Source organism: Solibacillus sp. FSL R7-0682 (genome assembly GCF_038005985.1).
GTDB lineage: Bacteria > Bacillota > Bacilli > Bacillales_A > Planococcaceae > Solibacillus.
This window is the reverse complement of the sequence record NZ_JBBOUI010000001.1, coordinates 3,168,542-3,189,008: the sequence shown is the minus strand read 5'-3', so window position 1 is coordinate 3,189,008 and position 20,467 is coordinate 3,168,542. Positions and strand designations below refer to the sequence as shown.

The 20,467-nt window shown below is 32.7% G+C and carries 21 protein-coding genes; 12 read left to right on the top strand and 9 right to left on the bottom strand.

Features of this window, described 5'->3' with window-relative positions; genetic code table 11:
- Positions 1-80 precede the first annotated feature (80 nt).
- Positions 81-908 (bottom strand): hypothetical protein, encoded by an 828-nt coding sequence (locus tag MKZ17_RS16175; protein ID WP_340724765.1) that lies wholly within the window; start codon positions 906-908, stop codon positions 81-83.
- A gap of 256 nt (positions 909-1,164) precedes the next feature.
- On the opposite strand from MKZ17_RS16175, the gene MKZ17_RS16170 reads away from it, so the two are divergent.
- Positions 1,165-1,287, top strand: a complete 123-nt coding sequence (locus MKZ17_RS16170) for a hypothetical protein (RefSeq protein WP_340724764.1) — start codon at positions 1,165-1,167, stop codon at positions 1,285-1,287.
- Positions 1,288-1,401: 114 nt separating this feature from the next.
- Here MKZ17_RS16170 and MKZ17_RS16165 read toward each other — a convergent pair whose 3' ends face one another.
- On the bottom strand, positions 1,402-2,079 hold the full coding sequence (locus MKZ17_RS16165; RefSeq protein WP_340724763.1) for a hypothetical protein: 678 nt from the start codon (positions 2,077-2,079) through the stop codon (positions 1,402-1,404).
- 397 nt (positions 2,080-2,476) lie between these two features.
- Here MKZ17_RS16165 and MKZ17_RS16160 point away from each other — a divergent pair, with 397 nt between their 5' ends.
- Positions 2,477-2,794 carry a hypothetical protein gene (locus tag MKZ17_RS16160; protein WP_340724397.1) on the top strand — a complete coding sequence of 106 codons (318 nt, stop codon included), beginning with the start codon at positions 2,477-2,479 and terminating at the stop codon, positions 2,792-2,794.
- An 11-nt stretch (positions 2,795-2,805) separates the two neighbouring features.
- The gene (locus MKZ17_RS16155; protein ID WP_340724398.1) at positions 2,806-3,639 is read left to right on the top strand and encodes an IS3 family transposase; all 834 of its coding nucleotides are present in this window, start codon (positions 2,806-2,808) and stop codon (positions 3,637-3,639) included.
- A 94-nt stretch (positions 3,640-3,733) separates the two neighbouring features.
- On the opposite strand, the gene MKZ17_RS16150 is transcribed toward MKZ17_RS16155, so the two are convergent.
- Positions 3,734-4,000 carry a translation initiation factor 2 gene (locus tag MKZ17_RS16150; protein ID WP_340724762.1) on the bottom strand — a complete coding sequence of 89 codons (267 nt, stop codon included), beginning with the start codon at positions 3,998-4,000 and terminating at the stop codon, positions 3,734-3,736.
- 234 nt (positions 4,001-4,234) lie between these two features.
- Positions 4,235-5,128, bottom strand: coding sequence for a polysaccharide deacetylase family protein (locus tag MKZ17_RS16145; RefSeq protein ID WP_340724761.1), 894 nt, complete (start codon positions 5,126-5,128; stop codon positions 4,235-4,237).
- A 412-nt stretch (positions 5,129-5,540) separates the two neighbouring features.
- Between MKZ17_RS16145 and MKZ17_RS16140 the strand changes: the two genes are divergently transcribed.
- Positions 5,541-5,954 carry a phage holin family protein gene (locus MKZ17_RS16140; protein WP_340724760.1) on the top strand — a complete coding sequence of 138 codons (414 nt, stop codon included), beginning with the start codon at positions 5,541-5,543 and terminating at the stop codon, positions 5,952-5,954.
- Positions 5,955-6,086: 132 nt separating this feature from the next.
- Here MKZ17_RS16140 and MKZ17_RS16135 read toward each other — a convergent pair whose 3' ends face one another.
- Entirely contained in the window at positions 6,087-7,724 is a 1,638-nt protein-coding gene (locus tag MKZ17_RS16135) for a pyridoxal phosphate-dependent decarboxylase family protein (RefSeq protein WP_340724759.1), read from the bottom strand.
- A gap of 328 nt (positions 7,725-8,052) precedes the next feature.
- Positions 8,053-9,786: a B12-binding domain-containing radical SAM protein gene (locus tag MKZ17_RS16130; protein WP_340724758.1), complete on the bottom strand. Its 1,734-nt coding sequence runs from the start codon at positions 9,784-9,786 to the stop codon at positions 8,053-8,055.
- Between the two features lie 165 nt (positions 9,787-9,951).
- Here MKZ17_RS16130 and MKZ17_RS16125 point away from each other — a divergent pair, with 165 nt between their 5' ends.
- Together MKZ17_RS16125 and MKZ17_RS16120 are read left to right on the top strand one after the other, a co-directional pair.
- Positions 9,952-11,418 (top strand): ATP-binding protein, encoded by a 1,467-nt coding sequence (locus MKZ17_RS16125; protein ID WP_340724757.1) that lies wholly within the window; start codon positions 9,952-9,954, stop codon positions 11,416-11,418.
- Between the two features lie 74 nt (positions 11,419-11,492).
- Positions 11,493-11,939: a MarR family winged helix-turn-helix transcriptional regulator gene (locus MKZ17_RS16120; protein WP_340724756.1), complete on the top strand. Its 447-nt coding sequence runs from the start codon at positions 11,493-11,495 to the stop codon at positions 11,937-11,939.
- 54 nt (positions 11,940-11,993) lie between these two features.
- Here the strand turns inward: MKZ17_RS16120 and MKZ17_RS16115 are convergent, their stop codons facing one another.
- From MKZ17_RS16115 to MKZ17_RS16105, 3 genes are all read right to left on the bottom strand, one after another.
- On the bottom strand, positions 11,994-12,692 hold the full coding sequence (locus tag MKZ17_RS16115; RefSeq protein ID WP_340724755.1) for a chemotaxis protein: 699 nt from the start codon (positions 12,690-12,692) through the stop codon (positions 11,994-11,996).
- 63 nt (positions 12,693-12,755) lie between these two features.
- Positions 12,756-13,367, bottom strand: a complete 612-nt coding sequence (locus tag MKZ17_RS16110; RefSeq protein ID WP_340724754.1) for a CPBP family intramembrane glutamic endopeptidase — start codon at positions 13,365-13,367, stop codon at positions 12,756-12,758.
- An 87-nt stretch (positions 13,368-13,454) separates the two neighbouring features.
- A complete protein-coding gene (locus MKZ17_RS16105; RefSeq protein ID WP_340724753.1) occupies positions 13,455-13,640 on the bottom strand; it encodes a YkvS family protein in 186 nt (61 codons plus the stop codon).
- A gap of 190 nt (positions 13,641-13,830) precedes the next feature.
- On the opposite strand from MKZ17_RS16105, the gene MKZ17_RS16100 reads away from it, so the two are divergent.
- The 6 genes from MKZ17_RS16100 (at position 13,831) to MKZ17_RS16075 (ending at position 20,406) form a co-directional block, all read left to right on the top strand.
- Positions 13,831-14,019 (top strand): hypothetical protein, encoded by a 189-nt coding sequence (locus tag MKZ17_RS16100; protein WP_340724752.1) that lies wholly within the window; start codon positions 13,831-13,833, stop codon positions 14,017-14,019.
- A 91-nt stretch (positions 14,020-14,110) separates the two neighbouring features.
- Positions 14,111-14,308 carry a Spo0E family sporulation regulatory protein-aspartic acid phosphatase gene (locus MKZ17_RS16095; protein ID WP_445326924.1) on the top strand — a complete coding sequence of 66 codons (198 nt, stop codon included), beginning with the start codon at positions 14,111-14,113 and terminating at the stop codon, positions 14,306-14,308.
- A 230-nt stretch (positions 14,309-14,538) separates the two neighbouring features.
- Positions 14,539-15,405 (top strand): NAD(P)-dependent oxidoreductase, encoded by an 867-nt coding sequence (locus MKZ17_RS16090; RefSeq protein ID WP_340724750.1) that lies wholly within the window; start codon positions 14,539-14,541, stop codon positions 15,403-15,405.
- A 115-nt stretch (positions 15,406-15,520) separates the two neighbouring features.
- Complete coding sequence (locus tag MKZ17_RS16085) at positions 15,521-16,426, top strand: chemotaxis protein (protein ID WP_340724749.1); 906 nt, start codon at positions 15,521-15,523, stop codon at positions 16,424-16,426.
- Between the two features lie 263 nt (positions 16,427-16,689).
- Complete coding sequence (locus tag MKZ17_RS16080) at positions 16,690-18,219, top strand: Ppx/GppA family phosphatase (RefSeq protein WP_340724748.1); 1,530 nt, start codon at positions 16,690-16,692, stop codon at positions 18,217-18,219.
- A 15-nt stretch (positions 18,220-18,234) separates the two neighbouring features.
- On the top strand, positions 18,235-20,406 hold the full coding sequence (locus tag MKZ17_RS16075; protein WP_340724747.1) for an RNA degradosome polyphosphate kinase: 2,172 nt from the start codon (positions 18,235-18,237) through the stop codon (positions 20,404-20,406).
- Positions 20,407-20,467 lie beyond the last annotated feature (61 nt).

The following is a 20,467-nucleotide window of genomic DNA, read 5'->3' as shown; positions in this document are numbered from 1 at the left end:
ATTATTAGTTTTATTGAAATCTAAAAATAAGAAGACTGTTTCCTGAAAAGCTCAGGTAACAGTTCTTCTGGACAAAAATTTTAAGGCTTTATGTATGTTATTTTAGGATAGATTTGAGTTACTGCATTTAATGAAAATCTTCGGTCAACTCCAACCTTATAAGTTATCCCGTTATAAGTATATTCTACTTGTGTGAATTTATTTTCTGTTAGTTTTGCAATATTTTTTTGCGTTGCCTGAGTTGCGATATGATTTAATACACGTGGATCCATAGTATCAACAAAGAAACTCTGTGTTACATCTGGTTTCTCTTTGAGAATATTGAAATAATTACCATGATGTCTTTCTAAATAGTGTTCCATATCGCTTTTTCTAACTTTGAAATTAATTCCACCTGCTTTAAATTCATGTTGTGTATAGTTTGCTAAGACACCTTGTATTCTAGAGGGTGGAGCATGTAAAATTGATTTCAACGTAGCACTAGAAGCAGATTTTCTTAGATCATATTTTATTATACTAGGAAGTATTGTTCTAATTGCAATTACAGCAATCCATCCGCAAGGAGGACCACATAAGGGTTGAATTGAATTTTCGTTAACAATGTTTAGCTCTTGATCATAAGAATCTATGATACTTTTCTCATCTGATGTATAAATAGTTACTTGTATAACATTTTTTCCATTTTTGATTGTTTTAAGCTCATGATAAATATAATCATTTGCGCCAATTTTATATTTCTTTTCAGATTCATTTTCAAAAATGATTTGTATATCTGATGTTTCTGGTTCGTCTTTGAAATTTGCATCGCTAGGTTCAATAGTTGAAGCAAAGCTGCTTACAGGTAAGCTTACAGTATTGATAAATAAAACAAGTGATAAAATAATACTAAATAGTTTAAAATTCTTCATTCTTTATTTCCTCTCTTTTCAAATTTAATTTAATATTAACATTTTTGGTTTTTAAATATTATAAATTTGAGTAATTTAATGAAAATTTGACTTATATTATGGAAATAGAAGTAAAAAAAACAATGTTTTTTCATACTAGGAATAAAATATAATTTATCCAGATAATGAGCTTTAACAAAGCACTAAATAGAAATTTCCAAACATTTTACTCGAATTCACCACCAAATAATGTATTTTAATGTTAGGAGTGATAATAATGTTGATACCAATCGTGTTTTTACATAAAAGTGGTGAAGAAGTTGAACTGGGCGTTGACAACTTGATGTTAAAAAACGAAGAAGAGTTTGTTAAACATCGGAAGAAACGCTCATCGCTATAGTGAAAAACTTTGGGTAAAATGCAGTTCAAATTTTATTACAGGAGAGCATTACAACTATGTTCAGTCATAAAGGATAAAGCCATCCACGAAGAAATCTGTGGATGGCTTTATCCTTTATTTGAATGAGTTATGAGTCCCGTAATTTACAGAGATGTCTTTTAATTTTTTTGCATTAAAACCTTCGAAATCTACATTTGCAATTCCTTCTTTTTTAATCATAACTGTCATAGCAGAACCTACATTCGAATTACCTGAACTATCTTTGAAATTCCCTTGCCAGTTTATATTAATTTGCTGAAAGTCCTCAACGTTCTGTAATACTTTTAATAAATCAACAGTATTCTTTTGCGCTAATGACAATGTATTTTTCATTGTTACGCCATCGTCAATCATCAAATTCAAATAATACAAATCCCCCATACTTTCAACAGCGATATTGCGATCAGAATCTTGTATAGTTTTATCACTATATAAATCCGTAGCAATTTTTTTAATACGGTCACCTAAGGGAATAGTTGTATCGTTAGCATAATTCATATCGATTTCAACTTTTTTAGTTGGTGCTATTTCTTCGTTTGCTTTTACTTCTAATGGTTCATCAGCAACTTCAGTTTCTTCTATCGTAATGGTAAACCCAACAATCGAGATAAAAGTAACTACAATAGCGATACCTGTATTTCTGTATAAAGTTTGTGATTTCCTTTTACGTACGATATTAATAATCACCATAGGTATTAGTGCGAATAATGCTACCATGCTTGCTAGTAGCAAAAGTAAAAATAGTGTATTCATTTCTTCACTCCTTATGTTGTATGGTTAAATTTTACATCTTTCTACAATAAAAGTCATTCGACATTAAATAATTTATCATCGACCCCTGAATTGACCCCTTAAGTAAATACAAATAGAAAAAACATTAAAAATCAAAAATTAAAAATCCACATTATATATAGAAGAAAACCATTTAAAATCTCATAAAAAAAGCACACTTTAATGCGTATAATTATTGGGTAGATTTGAAAGTGTAATTAAATAAATAGAGCGAATTAATTTTAAAAATTTTATAGACTAAAAAATGCAATCGGAGAATAGTTAACCAGGACTAACCTAATTTTATAAGACAACATAAAACACCACTAAAATGGGTATGTATGTAATACATGCTTAATCATTTTGGAGGTGTTTTTTTATGACAAGAGTAAGTTATTCTTCAGATATTAAATGGTCGGTTATAAAAGATAAATTAGCAGGTAAATTAACGACAAAAGAAATTTTGGCGAAATATAACATTAAACATCGCTCTCAAATTAATACATGGATGCGGTGGTACAAAAATAATGAACTTTACCGATTCGATCAACCTGTAGGCAAGCAGTATAGTTATGGACAAGGGCCTGAAGGGAAAAGCGAACAAGAAATGAAAGACCGCAAAATGATGCATCTAGAAATGGAAAATGAAATCCTAAAAAAGTTTTTGGCCATCAAAAAGGAGTTGAACGGCAAGTAGTTTTACAAACTGTGGAGAATCTGCGTAAGAAATATACAGTCACATGTATTTTAAAGGTGCTAGGGATTCCTCGTGCAACCTATTATCGTTGGATGAAAGAAGGAATCCGAGGATTTTCAGCCATTGAAACAGTACTGATTGAGCTATGTAAAAAAACGAAATATCGTTACGGTCATCGTAAGATAAGATATTTACTTCAAAAAGAATATGGTTATCAATTGAATCGCAATACGGTACAAAAGCTGATGCAAAAGCACAACCTACAATGTCGGGTGAAAAAGAAACGAAAATTTAAAATAGACCAAGGGCCAGAAATCATTGCCCCTAATTTATTAGCACGCTGTTTTACAGCTACGGCACCCAATGAAAAGTGGGTAACAGATATAACGTACATTCAATATGGTTCTACAACGATGTATTTGGCAACGATTTTAGATTTGTTTAACAATGAGATTGTCGCATATAAATTATATGACCATCAACAAACACCACTTGTGATGGATGTGTTAAAGGCGGCTTTAGAAGAAAGAAATTATCCAAAAGGAATCCTTGTCCATTCAGACCAAGGAAGTGTGTATACATCGTATGCCTATCAAAATTTTTTAGAGGAAATGAATTGTCGAGCAAGTATGTCACGACGAGGAAACTGTTGGGATAATGCGGTGATTGAGTCATTTCATTCACATATTAAAAGCGAAGCATTTTTACGTGTGAAAGCTCATTCACTAACGAACGATGAAACGAAATTACGTGTAGCAGCATACATGTTCGAGTATAATCAAGAACGTATACAAGAAAAATTAGGCTACTTAACTCCCCTTGAATATGGAAAGCAAGTAGCTTAATTAGGTGTTTTATGTGTGTCTCAAATGACTAGGTCAGTTCAACCGATTGCTTTTTTGTTCCCTTCTTGATTAAAAATTATTTACATAATAATTGTTAACTAATTATTTTTTTTATTTCTTTAAGTTCTTTTATTATAGAATCTATTTGCATTTCCAAATCTTCGGACTGTTTTGATTGATCAAACTGGTTTTGGGAATTTTGGGAACTTGCCTTTTCCAATGCATTTAGAGCAAGTGCTGCTGCAAGAGTTTGTAAACCACCACCTAATGTTGAGATTGTTGAGCCTATATATACAAGTCGAGCGAGTTGTATATCAAACGAAACTTTAGTATCTTTTGATTTGTTGTTTTTATTACTCACAATTTCCCCTCCTGCCAACAAATTATGAACTCCCTTAACTTAATCATATGTAGTTAAGAAGAGAACATGAGGAAATCGATTGGGAAATTATAACTTATATGTCCGATTTCTATTAAGAGCATATAAAAAACGTAGCAATAAAAGCACTACGTTGAATCCCTTTTTTCAAAAATAGGGGAGTATTTACTAGTCTCCTTTTTCGGTGTTAGCATGAAGAGTATTGATTTTCTACACTCACGATTTTAGCCTTTTGATTAATTCATCACCCGTTTCATTTCCGTTAACCGTTATTCTACTTAAAGAAAATAAATTATCTCCCTTTATAATTTTTTTATTTTCTATAACATAACCCATTTTAAAGCCTGCAACTTTTGATAACTCTATTGTATCCTCCGATTTGATTCCGAATGGGTAACTAATTGCGATTGGTTCGTATCCTAATTTCTCTTTAATCAATTTTCTAGAAAGAATTAAATCATTTTTTACACGTTCTTCATATTGGAGCTGTTCTTCAAAATTATTATTAATGTATCCAGGACCATAAAGAGCAGCATTTTTTACTCCATTGTTTGAAACTAGTTTATAATGTGAGTCCCATGTATGACTTTGAATAGTAATAAAATCTTGCATCGCTCTTAATTGATTCCAATTCATTTTAGGGATTTCATTTAAATAAGAGTTTTTTTCATTTTTCTCCAAAATTCGGCTAGTTATAACGAAAATTTCGGCATGCATTCCGTACTTTTTTAAGATTGGATAAGCTAACTCATAATTACTTAAGTACCCATCATAAAACGTTATTAACACTGGATTTTCGGGCAACTTAATATTGTAATTTAAAAAATCATACAACTGTTGGGACGATATTGAATTGTACCCTTCTTCTTTCAGTGTTCTTATTTGATCCTCAAAATTTTCCGGTGAAATTACTACATTACTATTTAGATTATTTTCTAAATGGTGATACATTAAAACTGGAATTTTTTCTTGTTGTCCGTGAATTGGGGTGAATTTGGAAATGATAAAAAAGCAAAAAATAGCCACAATTATTATCTTTTTCATAAGTACACCATATTTTTTCGAACTTATCCTTTCCTTGAAGTAGGTTTTTTTATTTTGATTAATCATGATGGATCTATGCATAAATTTCATGAGGAAATATTTACTTATTTGTGTAATGTTACGATTTTTTCGATTGTTTAAAGAAAATGGTTAGCTAATACTGAATTTAGTTTTGTTTGGAAAAGTACTGGAGTTAAAAAGTTTGTTAATAATAATGAACCTTTGTGCAATTCGAGGAAAAGTTATTTATATTTCCAACCTCTATTGCTTTATTTCTTATATATGTAACTTACTTATTTTTTTATTAAATTGTTAATGAAAAGTGTAAATAGATATCTATCTATATGAATAAAAAAAATATAGTTTTTCTGTATATTTGTCAGAGGCCATTGTTTCTATAATTAATATATTAAAAATGAACGGATATTTGATTATTTTAGAAAGCCATATAAGTAAAGGGGTAGGTGAGAATGGATAAATGGATACAAATACACCTTGGGCAATGATTATCGGTTTTTTTTGTGCAGGTTTGGTTTACTTACTTGGTGGGGTTGATGAGCTGATTAGGTCATTAACTATTTTTATGACAATTGATATTTTATTAGGCGTAATGGTGGCTTTTTCAAATGGAGAAGTCGATTCACATAAAACTTTTAAAGGGTTATTGAAAAAAACAGCGATGATTTTAATGATTATTGTTGCAGTTCAAGTAGATTTAGTAACAAACAGTGGTAATTTCATGAGAAATTCGATGATTTTATTTCTAATAGGTATGGAAGGGATTAGTATAGTTGAAAACTTAGGCAAGCTTGGAGTACCGGTACCGATGTTTATAGTGAATGCTTTTTCAAAATTACAAGAAGATAATGATGAGAAAAAAGAGGAGAAATAGAAGAGAAATAAAAAATATTTTACAGTAGGTAGCGTGATAAATTAACTTACTTATCACGCTACCTTATTAACTAATTTTCTGTTATTTTATTAACGATTAATGAAATTTAAATCGTGTAAGACAAACTAATTATTAAACTTGAACAAAATTTCCTTCTAATAATGCTATCGATTCTTTTAGAGAATTCATAATTCCTTCAATATGCTGTACTTCAGTATAAGGTGAGATGGTAAATAATTTAGCTGCTGCAATCGGTACAAGTTGTTGTGTATCACTAGCCAATACCGTGCAAACCCTTGTTGTATCGCCAAAAAATACTTCATATCGTTTTTGACCTAGTATTTCAAATAACTGACTATTCACTTTATTAATCGCATTAATTTGCGCAGCTGTCTTATAGCCTGCTTGTTCTTGTTGCCAAGTTGATCCATCTGGATAATAGCGAAATACAGTAATTGGCCCGATATTGTGAGGATTGACTACTTGTAGCCCTAAGTTTGCCTTCTCTAACTGTTTTCGGAAAGCTAAGTTTACTTTTACATAGTTCGCTAAAAGCGTCTGGTAGCCCTCTTTCCCGAAAGCGGTTAATGCTGCATAAATTGCAATAGAGCTTCCCATACGTGAGCATTCAAGTGTATAGCCTGTATGGTATGAACCGTATCCACGGTTGCCGACATAAGGTGTGTCAAAATCTTCTAAATCAAGAAGCCCTAATGTACTGCCATCTTTCACTAAAAATAGGCTAGTTAAATAAGGAGTTTGTCCAAGCTTTTGGAAATCAAAGCACAAAGTATCTGCTAAGTGAAGATGTTGCATGCGCCCTTTAATTTGTTGCAGACTTTCAAGTACATCCTTGTCAAACTCCAATGGGTTATTCACAAAGTCATAGTCATTGAAAAATGCATAAAAGCCACCTAAAGCAGAGTCTGCATGGATATGTATCGGTTTTAAATCATATTGTTGCTCGATTTTCGTTGCAATTTCCTTAATTAAAGAGACGTCCTCGGTTGCAAAACTGTCCGTTGCCCCAGTAGTTGCCAAAATATATACCGGAATACCGCCTTTCGCAATAACTTCTTCCATTTGGCGCTGTAAGTCTTGTAAATCCATCGAATGATCTTTTGCTGCCTTTACACGAATAAGATGATTACTACCGATACCTACTGCTTCTACCGATTTTAATAAGCTATAATGAGCGTTTTCTGAAGCGAAGCAATATAAATTATTCGGTATCCCTTCTTCTTTTGCTTTAGGGAATTGTTTAGCAATGGCCAAGCGCAAACCGCTGAATACGGCTCCTTGCCCTCCCCAAGTTGTGTAACCAAAGCTTTTCGTATAATCATATCCAACAAGCTTAGACATCATCGATATGACTTTTACTTCGCATTCTGCAGCTGCAGGTCCATATACATCCCATAAGTTGTTTCCATTTAATAAAGAAGCCGTAAGCTGACCTAATACACCTGGAATGCTTGCCATTGGTAATACGTTTGAAACAAAGTTATGAGTAATGTATGGGTGTCCATTCATTAAATCAACTAAACTATCTACTACTTTATCTAGAGAGGAACCAGTTTGAGGAACAATATTGTGTTCCATTATTTCTTGATAAAAAGCTGGGGACTTTTCTACGTGCTCTCCAAGAATTGTCTTGTTTGGATTTTTTAATTCGTCTAAAGAAGTTAAAATCTTTTCTACCTGTTGGAGGATAACGTCCCGTTGTATGCTATTCCCATCCTCACTTTGAAATAACTTCTGTACATTTTGCATAACTTTTACACCGAACCTTCCATTGTTAAATTAGGAATTTGTATCCAAGCTCGAATTCTATCAAAAATAATTCGATTTTACTAGTTTTATTAGAAAAATAATACATATATTGGTTTGAAAAAAGAGAATCAAGTGCTTAAGTAAGGAATTGGAAGATAATATAATTACTTTTAATTTTGTTAAAAAATCAAAGGTTTTACTATTTGAAAGTTGAATATAGTTTATAACAAAAAAACGGTTTAAGCTCTTCGTAATTCTGAGCTTAAACCGTTTGATTCTATTGATTACATAATGCAGAACTGCTCTTTATTAAAAAGTACTTCGAAGATTAATTAAAGGTGTAGAAATAAGGTGTTTGACCATTTCGGAAGTACGTAAATAAATAGCCGGTTTGCTTTTGTGGAACACCGAATTCGTAGTTCTCTAAATTTATATGGAATGGGATAATTAACGAGTGCTTAAAGAGGTCGCGTTCATTAACTTCCATATTTGCAAATCGCTGACCGACAATTGTAGCATCCTCTTTAATACGACTATAGAGTTCTTTTACTTCTTTCTCTGCTAAACGGTCTTTCCACCAAATTTTTCGAGGCTGGAATTGTTGTGCTAATAAATAATCATACTTCATTAAGCTTGCAATAACTTCCAAGTCTGCATGCTCAACTGTTTGTAAAAACTCTAGTAGACGAAGGAATAAGTCTTCCAATTGATGACCAATTCGAGACCAGCCCTTTGTTTCCCAATATGTGCCGAAGCGTTGGAAGAAATCAAAAGGTGTTTCGAATACATTCGTCACTAAATATTCGATTGTATGATCCATACGGTGGGCATTCCAGTACTTTTCAAGTACATCCTCCGCATGCTTAATACGTACGATATCATCGAATGTTAATACATTATTTGAGAAAATTTCATATGGTGAAATGTCTACATATGTGTAACCATATTTTTCTGCTTCTAGGCGTAAGCCTGTCCCTCGTAATAGTTTCAAGAAGCCAAGCTGTAGTTCCTCAGGGCGCATAGCAAAGACGTCGTTAAATGTTTTACGAAACGAGTTGTAGTCTTCCTCTGGTAAACCAGCTATTAAATCTAGATGCTGATCAATTTTTCCGCCTTCTTTGACCATCGTTACTGTGCGTGATAGTTTTTCGAAGTTTTGACGGCGTTTTACTAAATCATTTGTTAAATCATTAGTCGATTGAACACCAATTTCAAAGCGGAATAAGCCTTTTGGTGCGTTATCATTTAAAAATTGGATGACTTCAGGACGCATAATATCAGCTGTAATTTCAAACTGGAAGACGACACCTGGTTTATGCTCATCAATTAGAAACTGAAACATTTCCATCGCATAGCTACGGCTAATATTAAATGTACGGTCAACGAATTTAATCGTTTTTGCACCGTTATTCATTAAGTAGCGAATATCCTCTTTAATTTTTTCACGGTTAAAGTAGCGAACACCAACTTCAATAGATGATAAACAAAATTGACAGCTAAAGGGACAACCGCGGCTTGTTTCAATATATTGAATACGCTTTCCAATATGTGGTAAGTCCTCTTCGAAGCGGAAGGGCGAGGCAATTTCACGTAAATCTACTTTTGGTGGCTGTGGATGAATTTTTAATTTCCCTTCATCTAAATAGCAAATACTAGGTACCTTTTCTAATGGAATATCATTGTTGAAGTAACGAAGTAATTCTTTAAATGAAACTTCTCCTTCACCCATAATAATATAATCAATTTCAGTATGCTTACGAATCCAATCATGTACATCATACGAAACTTCTGGACCACCTAAAACGACTTTGACATTCGGTAAAACAGTTTTTAACATTCGAATTACCGCAATTGTTTCGTTTATATTCCAAATGTAGCAGCTAAAACCGACAACATCCGGTTTTTTTTGATATAAATCGGAAACGATATTAAAAGCAGGATCTTTAATTGTATATTCAGCTAATTCACAATCAAACTCTGGTAAAGCAGCTGCTTTTAAATAGCGAATTGCTAAATTTGTGTGGATATATTTTGCATTTAATGTACTTAAAACTATTTTCATATTTATTATCTCCTCTACATATATTCTATTGTATCAGTGTATGAGAACGCAAACAATATAGTATAATTTACCCATTCAATAAAATGGTTTATTATGGAATAATTAAACTACGTTTGAAAAATTCGGAAAATTCAATAATATGAAATAATGGAGGTAATCCTAATATTGGAAACTCAATTTATTAGAATGTTAGAAGAATTATTTCAGCAAGCGAAAGAGATTATAATTGTTTTAGATCGTTCAGGAAAAATTTTATTTATGAATTCTAAAGCGTCAGCAGAACTTCAATTATCAAACACTAAGTCGGACTATTTGCAGGTGACGGACAACTCTAAAAGCGAATATCGTAACTTTATGAATAATATTGAAAAAGAAATGACAGCAAGTTGCTCTATATCGATTTACAATGATGAAATTCAAGAATTAAGTATAAAATTAATAGGTTACTTAGTTGAGGAGAAAAATATGATATTTTGTCGTGTATTGATGAAGCAAGAATATGAATTGACAAAGATAAATACGATTAAACCGATTTCGTTTGAACAACTAATAAATGGAATGGCCCATGGTGTCGTATTAACGGCACTAAATGGCAAAATTATTTCAGCTAACTCAAAAGCCCTTCAATTAATAAATCGCGAATATTGGCAAATAGAAAAAAGAAGTTATGATTGTTTGTTTGAAGAGTGTAGCTTTGATTCTTCCTTAATCCCGGATTATTACAAAAAAATAGCTAACAATCAGCTATCAAATTTCATTGTGAAAAAAATAGACTCGATTGGGAATGCAATATACTTAAATTTTATAAGTAAGATTGATGAAGCATTAGGAATCTTAATTACAACAATCATTGATTATACTGAAACGGTGCTTTTAAAAGAAAAAATAGAACATCAACAAACCCTTTCGTTATTAGGACAAAATGTTGCGACAATAGCACATGAAATACGAAATCCAATGACTTCTATACAAGGATTTATTCAAATGATAAAAAGTAACTCTTCGGAAAAAGAGCATCCATATTTTCATATTGTAGAAACAGAACTGCAAAGGATAGATGAGTTACTAGTTGATTTATTGAATTTTTCAAAGCCGAAAAAGAAAGAATGGACTTATGTAAACTTGCAGGTACTTACAGAGCAAGTGATTGAATTAATGCAGCCAAAAGTCGTACTCTCTAATTCAATCGTTGTCTTTGAGCATGAAGAAAACGAATCATATTTATTATACGGAAATGAAAATCGACTTAAACAATTAATCATTAATTTATTGAAAAATGCGCTAGAATCCAATGACAGTGCTAATTATATTACAGTACAATTGCAAGTAAAAGAAAAAAATTGCATCCAAATATCGATAACTGATCAAGGTAGAGGGATGGATAAAACAATGGTGGAGTCTGTATTTAATCCATTTTATTCTACGAAAGAATCTGGGACAGGATTAGGGCTTATGCTCGTTCAGTCGATAGTCAATGAACATAATGGAACAATTCATATTGAAAGTGAAAAAGGAAAAGGGACAAAGTTTACCATCGACTTTGAATTTGCGAATACGCACATTGGAGGACTGGGAGAAATAGAGAACCATAACCATTATCGAAGCATTGAATCTAAAGTTACATTCCTATAATACTGGCGTTTTGACAAAGCTTTCTTTTCATCGCTATAATATGTTTATAAGATGAAATAGAGGATGATTATTTTATGGCTTCAGATGAAGTAAAGCAATCTTTGAAATTATTTATAGTATTATCACGTGCACATAAAGCAATCAATGAAGCAACCAATCAGTTTATTCAAAAACATGGTGTAAATCCTACTGAATTTGCTGTGTTAGAGCTTTTATATCATAAAGGGCGCCAACCGTTACAGCAAATAGGTAATAAAATATTATTAGCGAGTGGTTCCATTACGTATGTTGTTGATAAATTAGAAAAACGTGGATTTTTAGCACGGATTTCCTGTCCAAAGGATCGTCGCGTAACATATGCAGAAATAACAGATGCAGGTGCACAATTTATGAGCAATCTATTCCCAGAACATGAAGAACAGCTACATGAGTTACTAAGTGCACTTTCTGTAGAGGAAAAGCAAGTAGCGATTGAATTGTTAAAAAAGCTTGGGTTATCGATTAAAGATTTGTCCTATTGATAAAATAAAAATGCCTACTCGATCAATTGGGCGAGTAGGCATCTTTGTATACAATTATTTAATTGTTAAGCCCATTTGTAAGAAAGCATCTGTTAAATCGGCTTTAGGTGTGTCGTAAATTGTTAATGTAACAATCTTACTGTCACGCTCGAATGTAACCATTACAACTTCCTCTGTGTCGATTAACGCCTCGTAGCCTACTATGTTCTTAATATCCCCGTATTGCTCTTTAACTGCAGTTAAATCAAGCTCAGTATATTTCCCTTCTGGAGCAATTGCAGCAATCGTTTCAGTAGTTGAAGTTTTAACATTATCGAAGCTTGCATCAACAGTGTTATTTACACGAATTTGCATCGAAAACGTATTATCTTCGTTGTAAAATAAGTGATCAACGCCTGGCTCTTCAGATTCAAGCGTGTAATTTTCTAAATGCTTGATTGAATAACCTAATTCTTTACTAGTTGACGTGATTACATCTTCTGTAAATTGCTTTTCATTAGAAATATACGTAAGGGTCTCTTGCTTTGGTTCATCTTTTGTAACTGGTTGTGTTTGTTCGGTAGTTTCTTCTTCTGGCTTTTCAATAGTAGATGAATCCGTATTAGTATCAGTTTCATTATTTTGCTCATTTTCAGTTTGCTGTTGCGTATTTGCTTCGGAATTTAACGATTCCTCAGTTTCCGTATTACATGCTGCTAACATTGCAGTTATTAACAATAGTGAGCTGATCATTGTTATAGATTTTCTTTTCATGGTAAATCCTCCTTTAGTTGTAAAGACGATTGTAGGTTTTGATAAGTTTCTGATGTGATTAAATTAAACTATAGGTAATACTAAAAATAATAATAAAGTAAAGACAACATGGGCCACAATGATTAAAGGTAAGCTTTTTTTCCACTCATATAATGCACCCCATAAAAGGCCAGCAACAATGGCTGCAATAGCACCTGGAATAAAGCCACTAATGGCTAAGGCGAGCGAAAATAAAAGTGCTGTTATTACTACCGCCCAGAATGTTGACGTATAACGTTTTAATTGTTGTTGTACATAGCCTCTCCAAAACATTTCTTCACCCGCTGCAACAATAAAGATTAATAATAAATAGTGGAAAATGTTTTTGGGACCATAAACATCAATAAATTTAGCTATTTCCCTTGTTACACCTGAATCTATATACGGTAGTAGGATATAGCCTATTTTTACAAGACCATATGTAATTGTACCGTATCCAATCCCAAAAATTAAATATTGCCATGTAGGAATCCGATCTTCAAATTTTCCAGATAGTAATGCAATTGCAATACCAACTAGTAGTGTAAAGGCATATAAATACCAAAAAATAGCTTTTTCAGTAAAGGTATAGTACATCATACTGTAAATAAAAACTAATGCCAGAAGGAGTATTATCGTTTGTTTATTGTTTTTCATCGTTTATTTACCTCCTTTTACGTATCGTATCAAAAAAAACCCCTTTTATCATCTCATCGATGTTAAAAAGGGTAATTTGAATTAAAATTATTCATGATTCGTTAATATTTTATAGCGTTTATGATTTACAACCGTCTTTTCTTCCATCTCTAATTCATGAAAATTATCCATAATCGTAATATCAACAATTACCGAATTTTCATTTACTTTTTCAACAATTCCTTTTAGTCCATCTTTAAACTCGATAATATTTCCAACTTCCGCAACCTTCATTCGCAGTCAGCCCTTTCATCGACTAATAATTAACAATTTGTTTGAAATTATACTATAATATTAGTGAATTTTGAATGTTTTTATTATAAATATGAATTTAGTAGGATTTATTTCAATTAAATATTCAGATTTGTTATATTGAATGTTGGTTAAAATTAAATTTATATCACATGAATGGAGTTAATTCTATATGAATGATTATAAAGAGATGTTAAATCAATTAAAAAATGGAAATGTAGAATCAATTGTAATAAAGAAGGAAGAATTCTTACAATTTCGTGAACATTTGCTAAAAGATGACAAATTCAAACATTTTCGTGGTGAAGCAAAACAAGGTGGAGACGTGATTTATACATTTTTACAAAAGCCAAGAGCTTAATCTATGTCGAATTTTGCCATAGGAATTTTTTGAATGAACTGTTTAATACTAGTATAATAATGGGAAAGTGACACCTTAAGGAGGAAGAATGGTGGATGATGCATTATTAATCGAACTAGAGTTAATGCGACAGTTGATGATTAAATCAGGAATTGAAAATGGATTAAGAAGTCAAAAAACACTACAACTTAGTAAACAGGTTGATCGATTGATGAACGCCTTCGAGGAGAGACAAGGTTTTCAAACTCAATTACAACCGTACTTTAAACATAATCAGAAGAGAAATTAATTTTTTATATATTTTATGTTTATAAATCAAATAATAGGGGAATTCTATTTTTGAACACAGCAACATTCTCATTTCCCCCTTTAAGAGTAGGAGCGCCAATACGCTCCTACTCTCTTTTTTATTTTTAATTGTAAAAATATGTAACATTATAATTGTTCTCGAATTTTTCTGACATTGAAGTTTAGGGGGAGTTTGTTAAAATGAAAGAAAATACCGAGGGGGAATTGAAGATGGTAAATAAAAAAATTGGTTTCATTGGTACAGGTGTTATGGGATCAAGTATTGTAAAACATTTATTAAATGCAGGACATGAGGTAACAATTTATACACGTACAAAAAGTAAAGCTGAAGCATTAATACAATTAGGTGCAAAATGGTCTAATACGCCAGCGGAAGCCTGTAAGGATCAACAAATAATTTTTACAATGGTAGGGTATCCGAAAGATGTAGAGGAAGTATATGCTGGACCAAATGGAATTTTCTCTGTTGCAAAACGAGGAACGATTGTTGTCGACATGACAACTTCTGAACCAACTTTAGCAAAGAAGCTTTATGAGCAAGCACTAGAATTAGGTGTACATAGTATAGACGCTCCTGTTTCTGGCGGGGATGTCGGCGCTCAAAATGGGACGTTATCATTAATGGTTGGTGGAGATCATGAAATTTTTGAGCAATTAAAGCCAATTTTTGAGGTATTTGGTCAAAATATTGTTTACCAAGGTGCTGCTGGTGCGGGTCAACATACGAAAATGTGTAATCAAATTGCGATAGCGTCTGGAATGATTGGGGTTTGTGAGTCTATTGCATATGGATTAAATGCTGGATTAAAAATGGAAGATGTTTTACGCTCTATTACTGCTGGAGCGGCAGGCTCTTGGTCGTTAAGCAATTTAGCACCAAGGATGTTAAATGGCGATTTTGAACCAGGGTTTTATATTAAACATATTATTAAGGACATGAAAATTGCGTTAGATGAAGCAGAACGTATGAATTTACAGTTACCAGGGTTAAGCCTAGCAAAATCTATGTACGATAAATTGCTAGAGGAAGGTTACGGAGATAATGGTACACAAGCGTTATTAAAATTCTATCAATAATTTTAGATAGGTTAATTTTCTTATTGTTTTTTATGAAACCTTTATAGGAGATTTGTATACCCTATGATACAATATCTGTATAGAGAACATAGGAATTTGGAAGGAGAGGTGTACTTTGGAAAATCATAAAGGGATTTTACTAGAAAGTGGCACAAATGAACTTGAAATTGTTGAATTTGAAGTGGCAAATAATAAATTTGGAATTAATGTAATTAAGGTTAAAGAAATTATTCAACCAATCCCAGTAACATTTATTCCGCATGCACATCCTCATGTAGAAGGTATTATTCAATTACGTGGAGAGGTTTTACCCGTTGTAGATATGTTAAAAGTATTAGGTATCCCAACAAATAATCGTAATCCGCAACAAAAATATATCGTAGCTGAATTCAATAAGCAGCGTGTAGTATTCCACGTAGATAATGTAACTCAAATTCACCGCATTTCTTGGGATCAAATTGAAAAGCCTTCTGACATGTATCAAGGGGGGACTTCTCAAGTAATTGGTGTAATTAAGTACAATGAGGAAATGATTTTATTATTAGACTTTGAGAAGATTATGGTTGATATTAATCCAGAATCAGGTATTAGTGTGGATTCAGTTAAAAAACTTGGAAAACGTGATCGTTCAGAGAAAAAAGTTGTTATCGCGGAAGATTCACCATTATTACGAAAGTTATTATTTGATACAATGGGCGAGGCCGGTTATGTCAATACGGAGTTTTTCGAAAACGGTCGTGATGCCTATGAGTATTTAGAAGCACTAGTGAAGGCTGATAAAAACATTGAAAAGCATGTACAAATGGTTGTTACTGACATTGAAATGCCACAAATGGACGGGCATCATTTGACAAAAAAAATTAAATCTCATCCAGATCTTCAAAAGCTTCCAGTTATTATATTTTCAAGCTTAATTACGGATGATTTACGTCATAAAGGTGATCAAGTGGGGGCGGAAGATCAAATTTCAAAACCAGAAATTGCAGAATTAATTTTACGCATGGATAAGTTGATTTTGTAAATTTTACTTTTCACAATTGAAGCAATACATAAAAATGTATAAAATATAGGTAAAGTCGGATACTTGAAAAAGTAATTCCGACTTTTTTTATACTGTATGAACGAATAGCAATATATCCATGTGTTTTAGAGCCGGTAATTAAAAATGTACTTTCTAATACGGTGAAGTATCTGAATATTTAAATAAAAACATCATAAATGAACTGTCTAAATAATTTACGTAGAGTAAGTCGGATGAATAGAAGAAAGAAGTGACAGAAGGCTATGAAAAATATAAAAACGGCTATTATCGATATCGGCTCGAATACGATTCGACTTGTATTATATTCTTATAATAAAAATGAAGGATTACATGAGTTCGGGAATATTAAAACAGTAGCTAGATTACGGACATACCTTTTACCAAATGGTGAGATGTCCGAAGATGGCATTCAGTTATTAGCGGATACGTTAACTGCATTCCGCTTAATCTTAGCTGATTATAATGTGACGGATGTAAAGGCAGCTGCTACTGCCGCTGTTCGACAAGCAATTAATAATGAACAAATTATTGAAAGAATGAAACAAGAAACAGGAATAAAAATTGATATTCTGACTGAAGAAGAGGAAGCCTATTATGGTTTTATTGCGGTTGCACATTCAATGGATACACCATCAGCTATAACGATTGATATTGGAGGAGGGTCGACTGAAATTACACTATTTGTAAATAAAAAATTACAAAGGACATATAGCTTTCCATTTGGTACCGTTTCTTTAAAGCAAAAGTTTGTAAAAGGGACAATGATTAATATTGAAGAGCAGGAACAATTAAAAGCCTACGTAAAGGAACAATTTTCTTCCTTACAATGGATAAAAAATATCGGTTTGCCCGTCATTGCAATTGGTGGAAGTGCTCGTAATATAGCGCAAGTCCATCAACAGAAGCATAATTATCCATTACCTGGTGTGCATCAATATGAAATGAAACGCACAGATTTAGTGGAATTACGTAATTGCTTATCGGAGTTTTCTTTTGAAAATTTAAAACGATTAGATGGTTTATCGTCAGATCGTGCAGATATTATTGTCCCTGCCCTTGAAGTGTTTATTACATTAATGTCAGTTGTTGAATCACAAACGTTTCAAATTAGCAAAAAAGGGTTACGAGAAGGGCTTATTATTAGTCGTGTATTGCAAGGAAATTCCCAAGCATATGATAAATACAATGTTTTTGATGAGAGTGGCCGGCGATTAGCATTGGCTTATGGTCGTAAAGAAGAGGAAGTTATTACCCTTGTACAATTGACCGAACAATTATATCGCGAATGTTGTCAAATAGGCATGTTTGAATTTCTTGAGCTAGATTTAGATCTTTTAAAAAAGGCTGCAAGAGTTTATGCAATAGGCGAATATATAGAGTTGGATTCATCAAGTCAGCATACGTTCTACTTAATTGCGAATCAATCGATAGAAGGATTATCGCATGTGGATCGTGTAAAGCTAGCATTATTGGCTTCTTATAAAAACCGAGATTATTTCCAACGCTTTGCCCAACCTTTTGAACATTGGATAACTAAGGAAGAATTGAAAAAGCTACGAGATTTTGGAGCATTACTAAAATTTGTGTATGCGCTAAATATGACAAAGCGCAATGTTGTAAAAAAGATAGTAGTTGAACAAGTAAATGAGATTATCCAAATTAAACTAACGACTTCAGAACGAGCCATTGCTGAAATGACCCAAGCTGAAAAACAAAAAAAGCATATTGAACGGGTGTTTAAGAAAAATGTTCAATTAATTTTCAAGGACTAAGAAGGGTGGAAAAACATGACAACCAATATAGAGGCTGATTCTGTGTTCGAATCAGAGTATAACGATAATCATAAAGAATTTAAATCTAATTTACATTTATTAGAGGAAATTGCGAAGCCTCAATATTATAATAACCGAGAATTAAGTTGGTTAGCTTTCAATGAACGAGTTTTGGAAGAGGCGGAAGATGAAGATAATCCGTTACTTGAGCGATTGAAGTTTTTGGCAATTTTCAGCTCTAATTTAGATGAATTTTTTATGGTTCGTGTAGCTGGATTACAGGATCAAATTAGAGCGGGCTTTCACAAACCTGAAAATAAGTCGGGATTTACGCCAAAAGAACAGCTAACAAAAATTGCTGAACGTACACAAGCATTAGTACGCCGTCAAACAGAAGTATACCGTCATCTCATGCATGAACTATTACCGCAAGAAAAGGTTTTTGTACGCGATTTAAAGCAATTGACAGTGGCGCAAAAAAAATTTATTAATGAGCTATTTGAAGAAACCATTTTTCCTGTATTAACACCTGTCGCTGTTGATGCATATCGCCCATTTCCAACGCTTCTTGGTCGGACATTAAACTTGCTTGTTATGCTGGAAAACAGTGGATCAGATAATGAAAATATAGAAAAAGTAGCCATTGTGCAAGTTCCCTCAGTATTAGAACGCTTCATAAAAGTACCTTCAAAAGAGGATGAAACTGTCTTTGTCTTATTAGAAGATGTCATTTCTAGTAATATTGATCGTTTGTTCTTCGGATATAAGGTGAAATCAACACAAGCATTTCGTCTGACACGAAATGCAGATTTAACCATTCACGAAGAGGGCGCACAAGATTTACTTGTTGAAATTGAAAAAGAGCTGAAAAAACGAAAATGGGGCGTTGGATCTCGTCTAGAAGTACGTGATGGTGAGATGAATGATGATGTATTAGAATACTTACTTGATGAATTTGAAATTGGAGAATCAGATGTTTTTAAAATTGATGGTCCTCTTGATTTAACAGCAATGTTTGCCTTTGTAAAGGCTATTTCAGCTGGACGTGAGCATTTGGAATACGAAAGCTTTATTCCACAGCCACCACAGGATTTACAGTCTGACGAAACAATTTTTGAAAAATCTTTAATCCAAGATTTATTTTTCCACCATCCATATGAGTCCTTTGCACCGATTGTTGATTTCATTGGAGAAGCAGCAGAGGATCCGAGTGTATTAGCCATTAAACAAACATTGTATCGAGTAAGTGGAAATTCTCCAATCATTCAAGCTTTAAAGCAAGCTGCGGAAAATGGGAAACAAGTAACAGTATTAGTCGAATTAAAAGCACGCTTTGATGAGGAAAATAACGTGCACTGGGCAAAACAGTTAGAGCAGGCAGGCTGTTTAGTTATATACGGTATGAATAATTTAAAAACTCATTCCAAAATTACATTAGTTGTTCGTCGCCGTCAGGGGAAAATTGAGCGCTTCGTACATCTTGGCACGGGGAATTATAATGATGCCACGGCAAAAATTTATACCGATATGGGCATTATTACTTCAAATAAAGAATTTGGTATTGATGCAACCAATTTCTTTAATTATTTAAGTGGTTACACGGAAAAACCGGAATTCCATCATTTAGTTGTTGCTCCCTTCGATATTCGTGATGAATTTATTCACTTAATTAATAAGGAAATTCAATTGCACAAACAGTTTGGAAATGGCTTTATTCGTGCAAAAATGAATTCTTTAACAGACAAGGATTTAATGATGAAGCTATATGAAGCATCCATTGCTGGTGTGAAAATTGAGCTGATTATTCGTGGAATCTGTTGTATTCGCCCAGGTATTCCTGGTATTAGCGAAAATATCACAGTGACAAGCATCGTTGGGAGATTTTTGGAGCATTCTCGTATTTTCTGGTTTCACCATAATGGCGAGAATAATATTTATTTATCATCTGCGGATATGATGACTCGTAATATGATTAAGCGTGTTGAAATCTTATTCCCTATTTATTCTACGGACATAAAAAACCGTATTCAACGGATTATGGAGACACAATTAGAAGATAATCAAAAAGCACGTATTCAAGATTCTAATGGTAAATATCATTATAAAGAAGATCACAATAGTGATTTACGTATTAATAGTCAGGAACTATTTTTAATTGAATCGTTAGGCACGATTGTAGAAGAATAAAGTAATATTAACTGCTATTAAAGCATGATAATTATTTCTAGAAAAAATGTTTAAAGCAGAA

What these genes read in the sequence shown, in the direction of transcription:
- MKZ17_RS16140 (WP_340724760.1), top strand. Translation starts at nt 5,541, where the DNA reads ATGGATACAAATACACCTTGGGCAATGATTATCGGTTTTTTTTGTGCA.
- MKZ17_RS16170 (WP_340724764.1), top strand. Translation starts at nt 1,165, where the DNA reads ATGTTGATACCAATCGTGTTTTTACATAAAAGTGGTGAAGAAGTTGAA.
- MKZ17_RS16120 (WP_340724756.1), top strand. Translation starts at nt 11,493, where the DNA reads ATGGCTTCAGATGAAGTAAAGCAATCTTTGAAATTATTTATAGTATTA.
- MKZ17_RS16130 (WP_340724758.1), bottom strand. Translation starts at nt 9,786, where the DNA reads ATGAAAATAGTTTTAAGTACATTAAATGCAAAATATATCCACACAAAT.
- MKZ17_RS16145 (WP_340724761.1), bottom strand. Translation starts at nt 5,128, where the DNA reads ATGATTAATCAAAATAAAAAAACCTACTTCAAGGAAAGGATAAGTTCG.
- MKZ17_RS16105 (WP_340724753.1), bottom strand. Translation starts at nt 13,640, where the DNA reads ATGAAGGTTGCGGAAGTTGGAAATATTATCGAGTTTAAAGATGGACTA.
- MKZ17_RS16165 (WP_340724763.1), bottom strand. Translation starts at nt 2,079, where the DNA reads ATGAATACACTATTTTTACTTTTGCTACTAGCAAGCATGGTAGCATTA.
- MKZ17_RS16175 (WP_340724765.1), bottom strand. Translation starts at nt 908, where the DNA reads ATGAAGAATTTTAAACTATTTAGTATTATTTTATCACTTGTTTTATTT.
- MKZ17_RS16090 (WP_340724750.1), top strand. Translation starts at nt 14,539, where the DNA reads ATGGTAAATAAAAAAATTGGTTTCATTGGTACAGGTGTTATGGGATCA.
- MKZ17_RS16135 (WP_340724759.1), bottom strand. Translation starts at nt 7,724, where the DNA reads ATGCAAAATGTACAGAAGTTATTTCAAAGTGAGGATGGGAATAGCATA.
- MKZ17_RS16100 (WP_340724752.1), top strand. Translation starts at nt 13,831, where the DNA reads ATGAATGATTATAAAGAGATGTTAAATCAATTAAAAAATGGAAATGTA.
- MKZ17_RS16160 (WP_340724397.1), top strand. Translation starts at nt 2,477, where the DNA reads ATGACAAGAGTAAGTTATTCTTCAGATATTAAATGGTCGGTTATAAAA.
- MKZ17_RS16080 (WP_340724748.1), top strand. Translation starts at nt 16,690, where the DNA reads ATGAAAAATATAAAAACGGCTATTATCGATATCGGCTCGAATACGATT.
- MKZ17_RS16110 (WP_340724754.1), bottom strand. Translation starts at nt 13,367, where the DNA reads ATGAAAAACAATAAACAAACGATAATACTCCTTCTGGCATTAGTTTTT.
- MKZ17_RS16115 (WP_340724755.1), bottom strand. Translation starts at nt 12,692, where the DNA reads ATGAAAAGAAAATCTATAACAATGATCAGCTCACTATTGTTAATAACT.
- MKZ17_RS16075 (WP_340724747.1), top strand. Translation starts at nt 18,235, where the DNA reads ATGACAACCAATATAGAGGCTGATTCTGTGTTCGAATCAGAGTATAAC.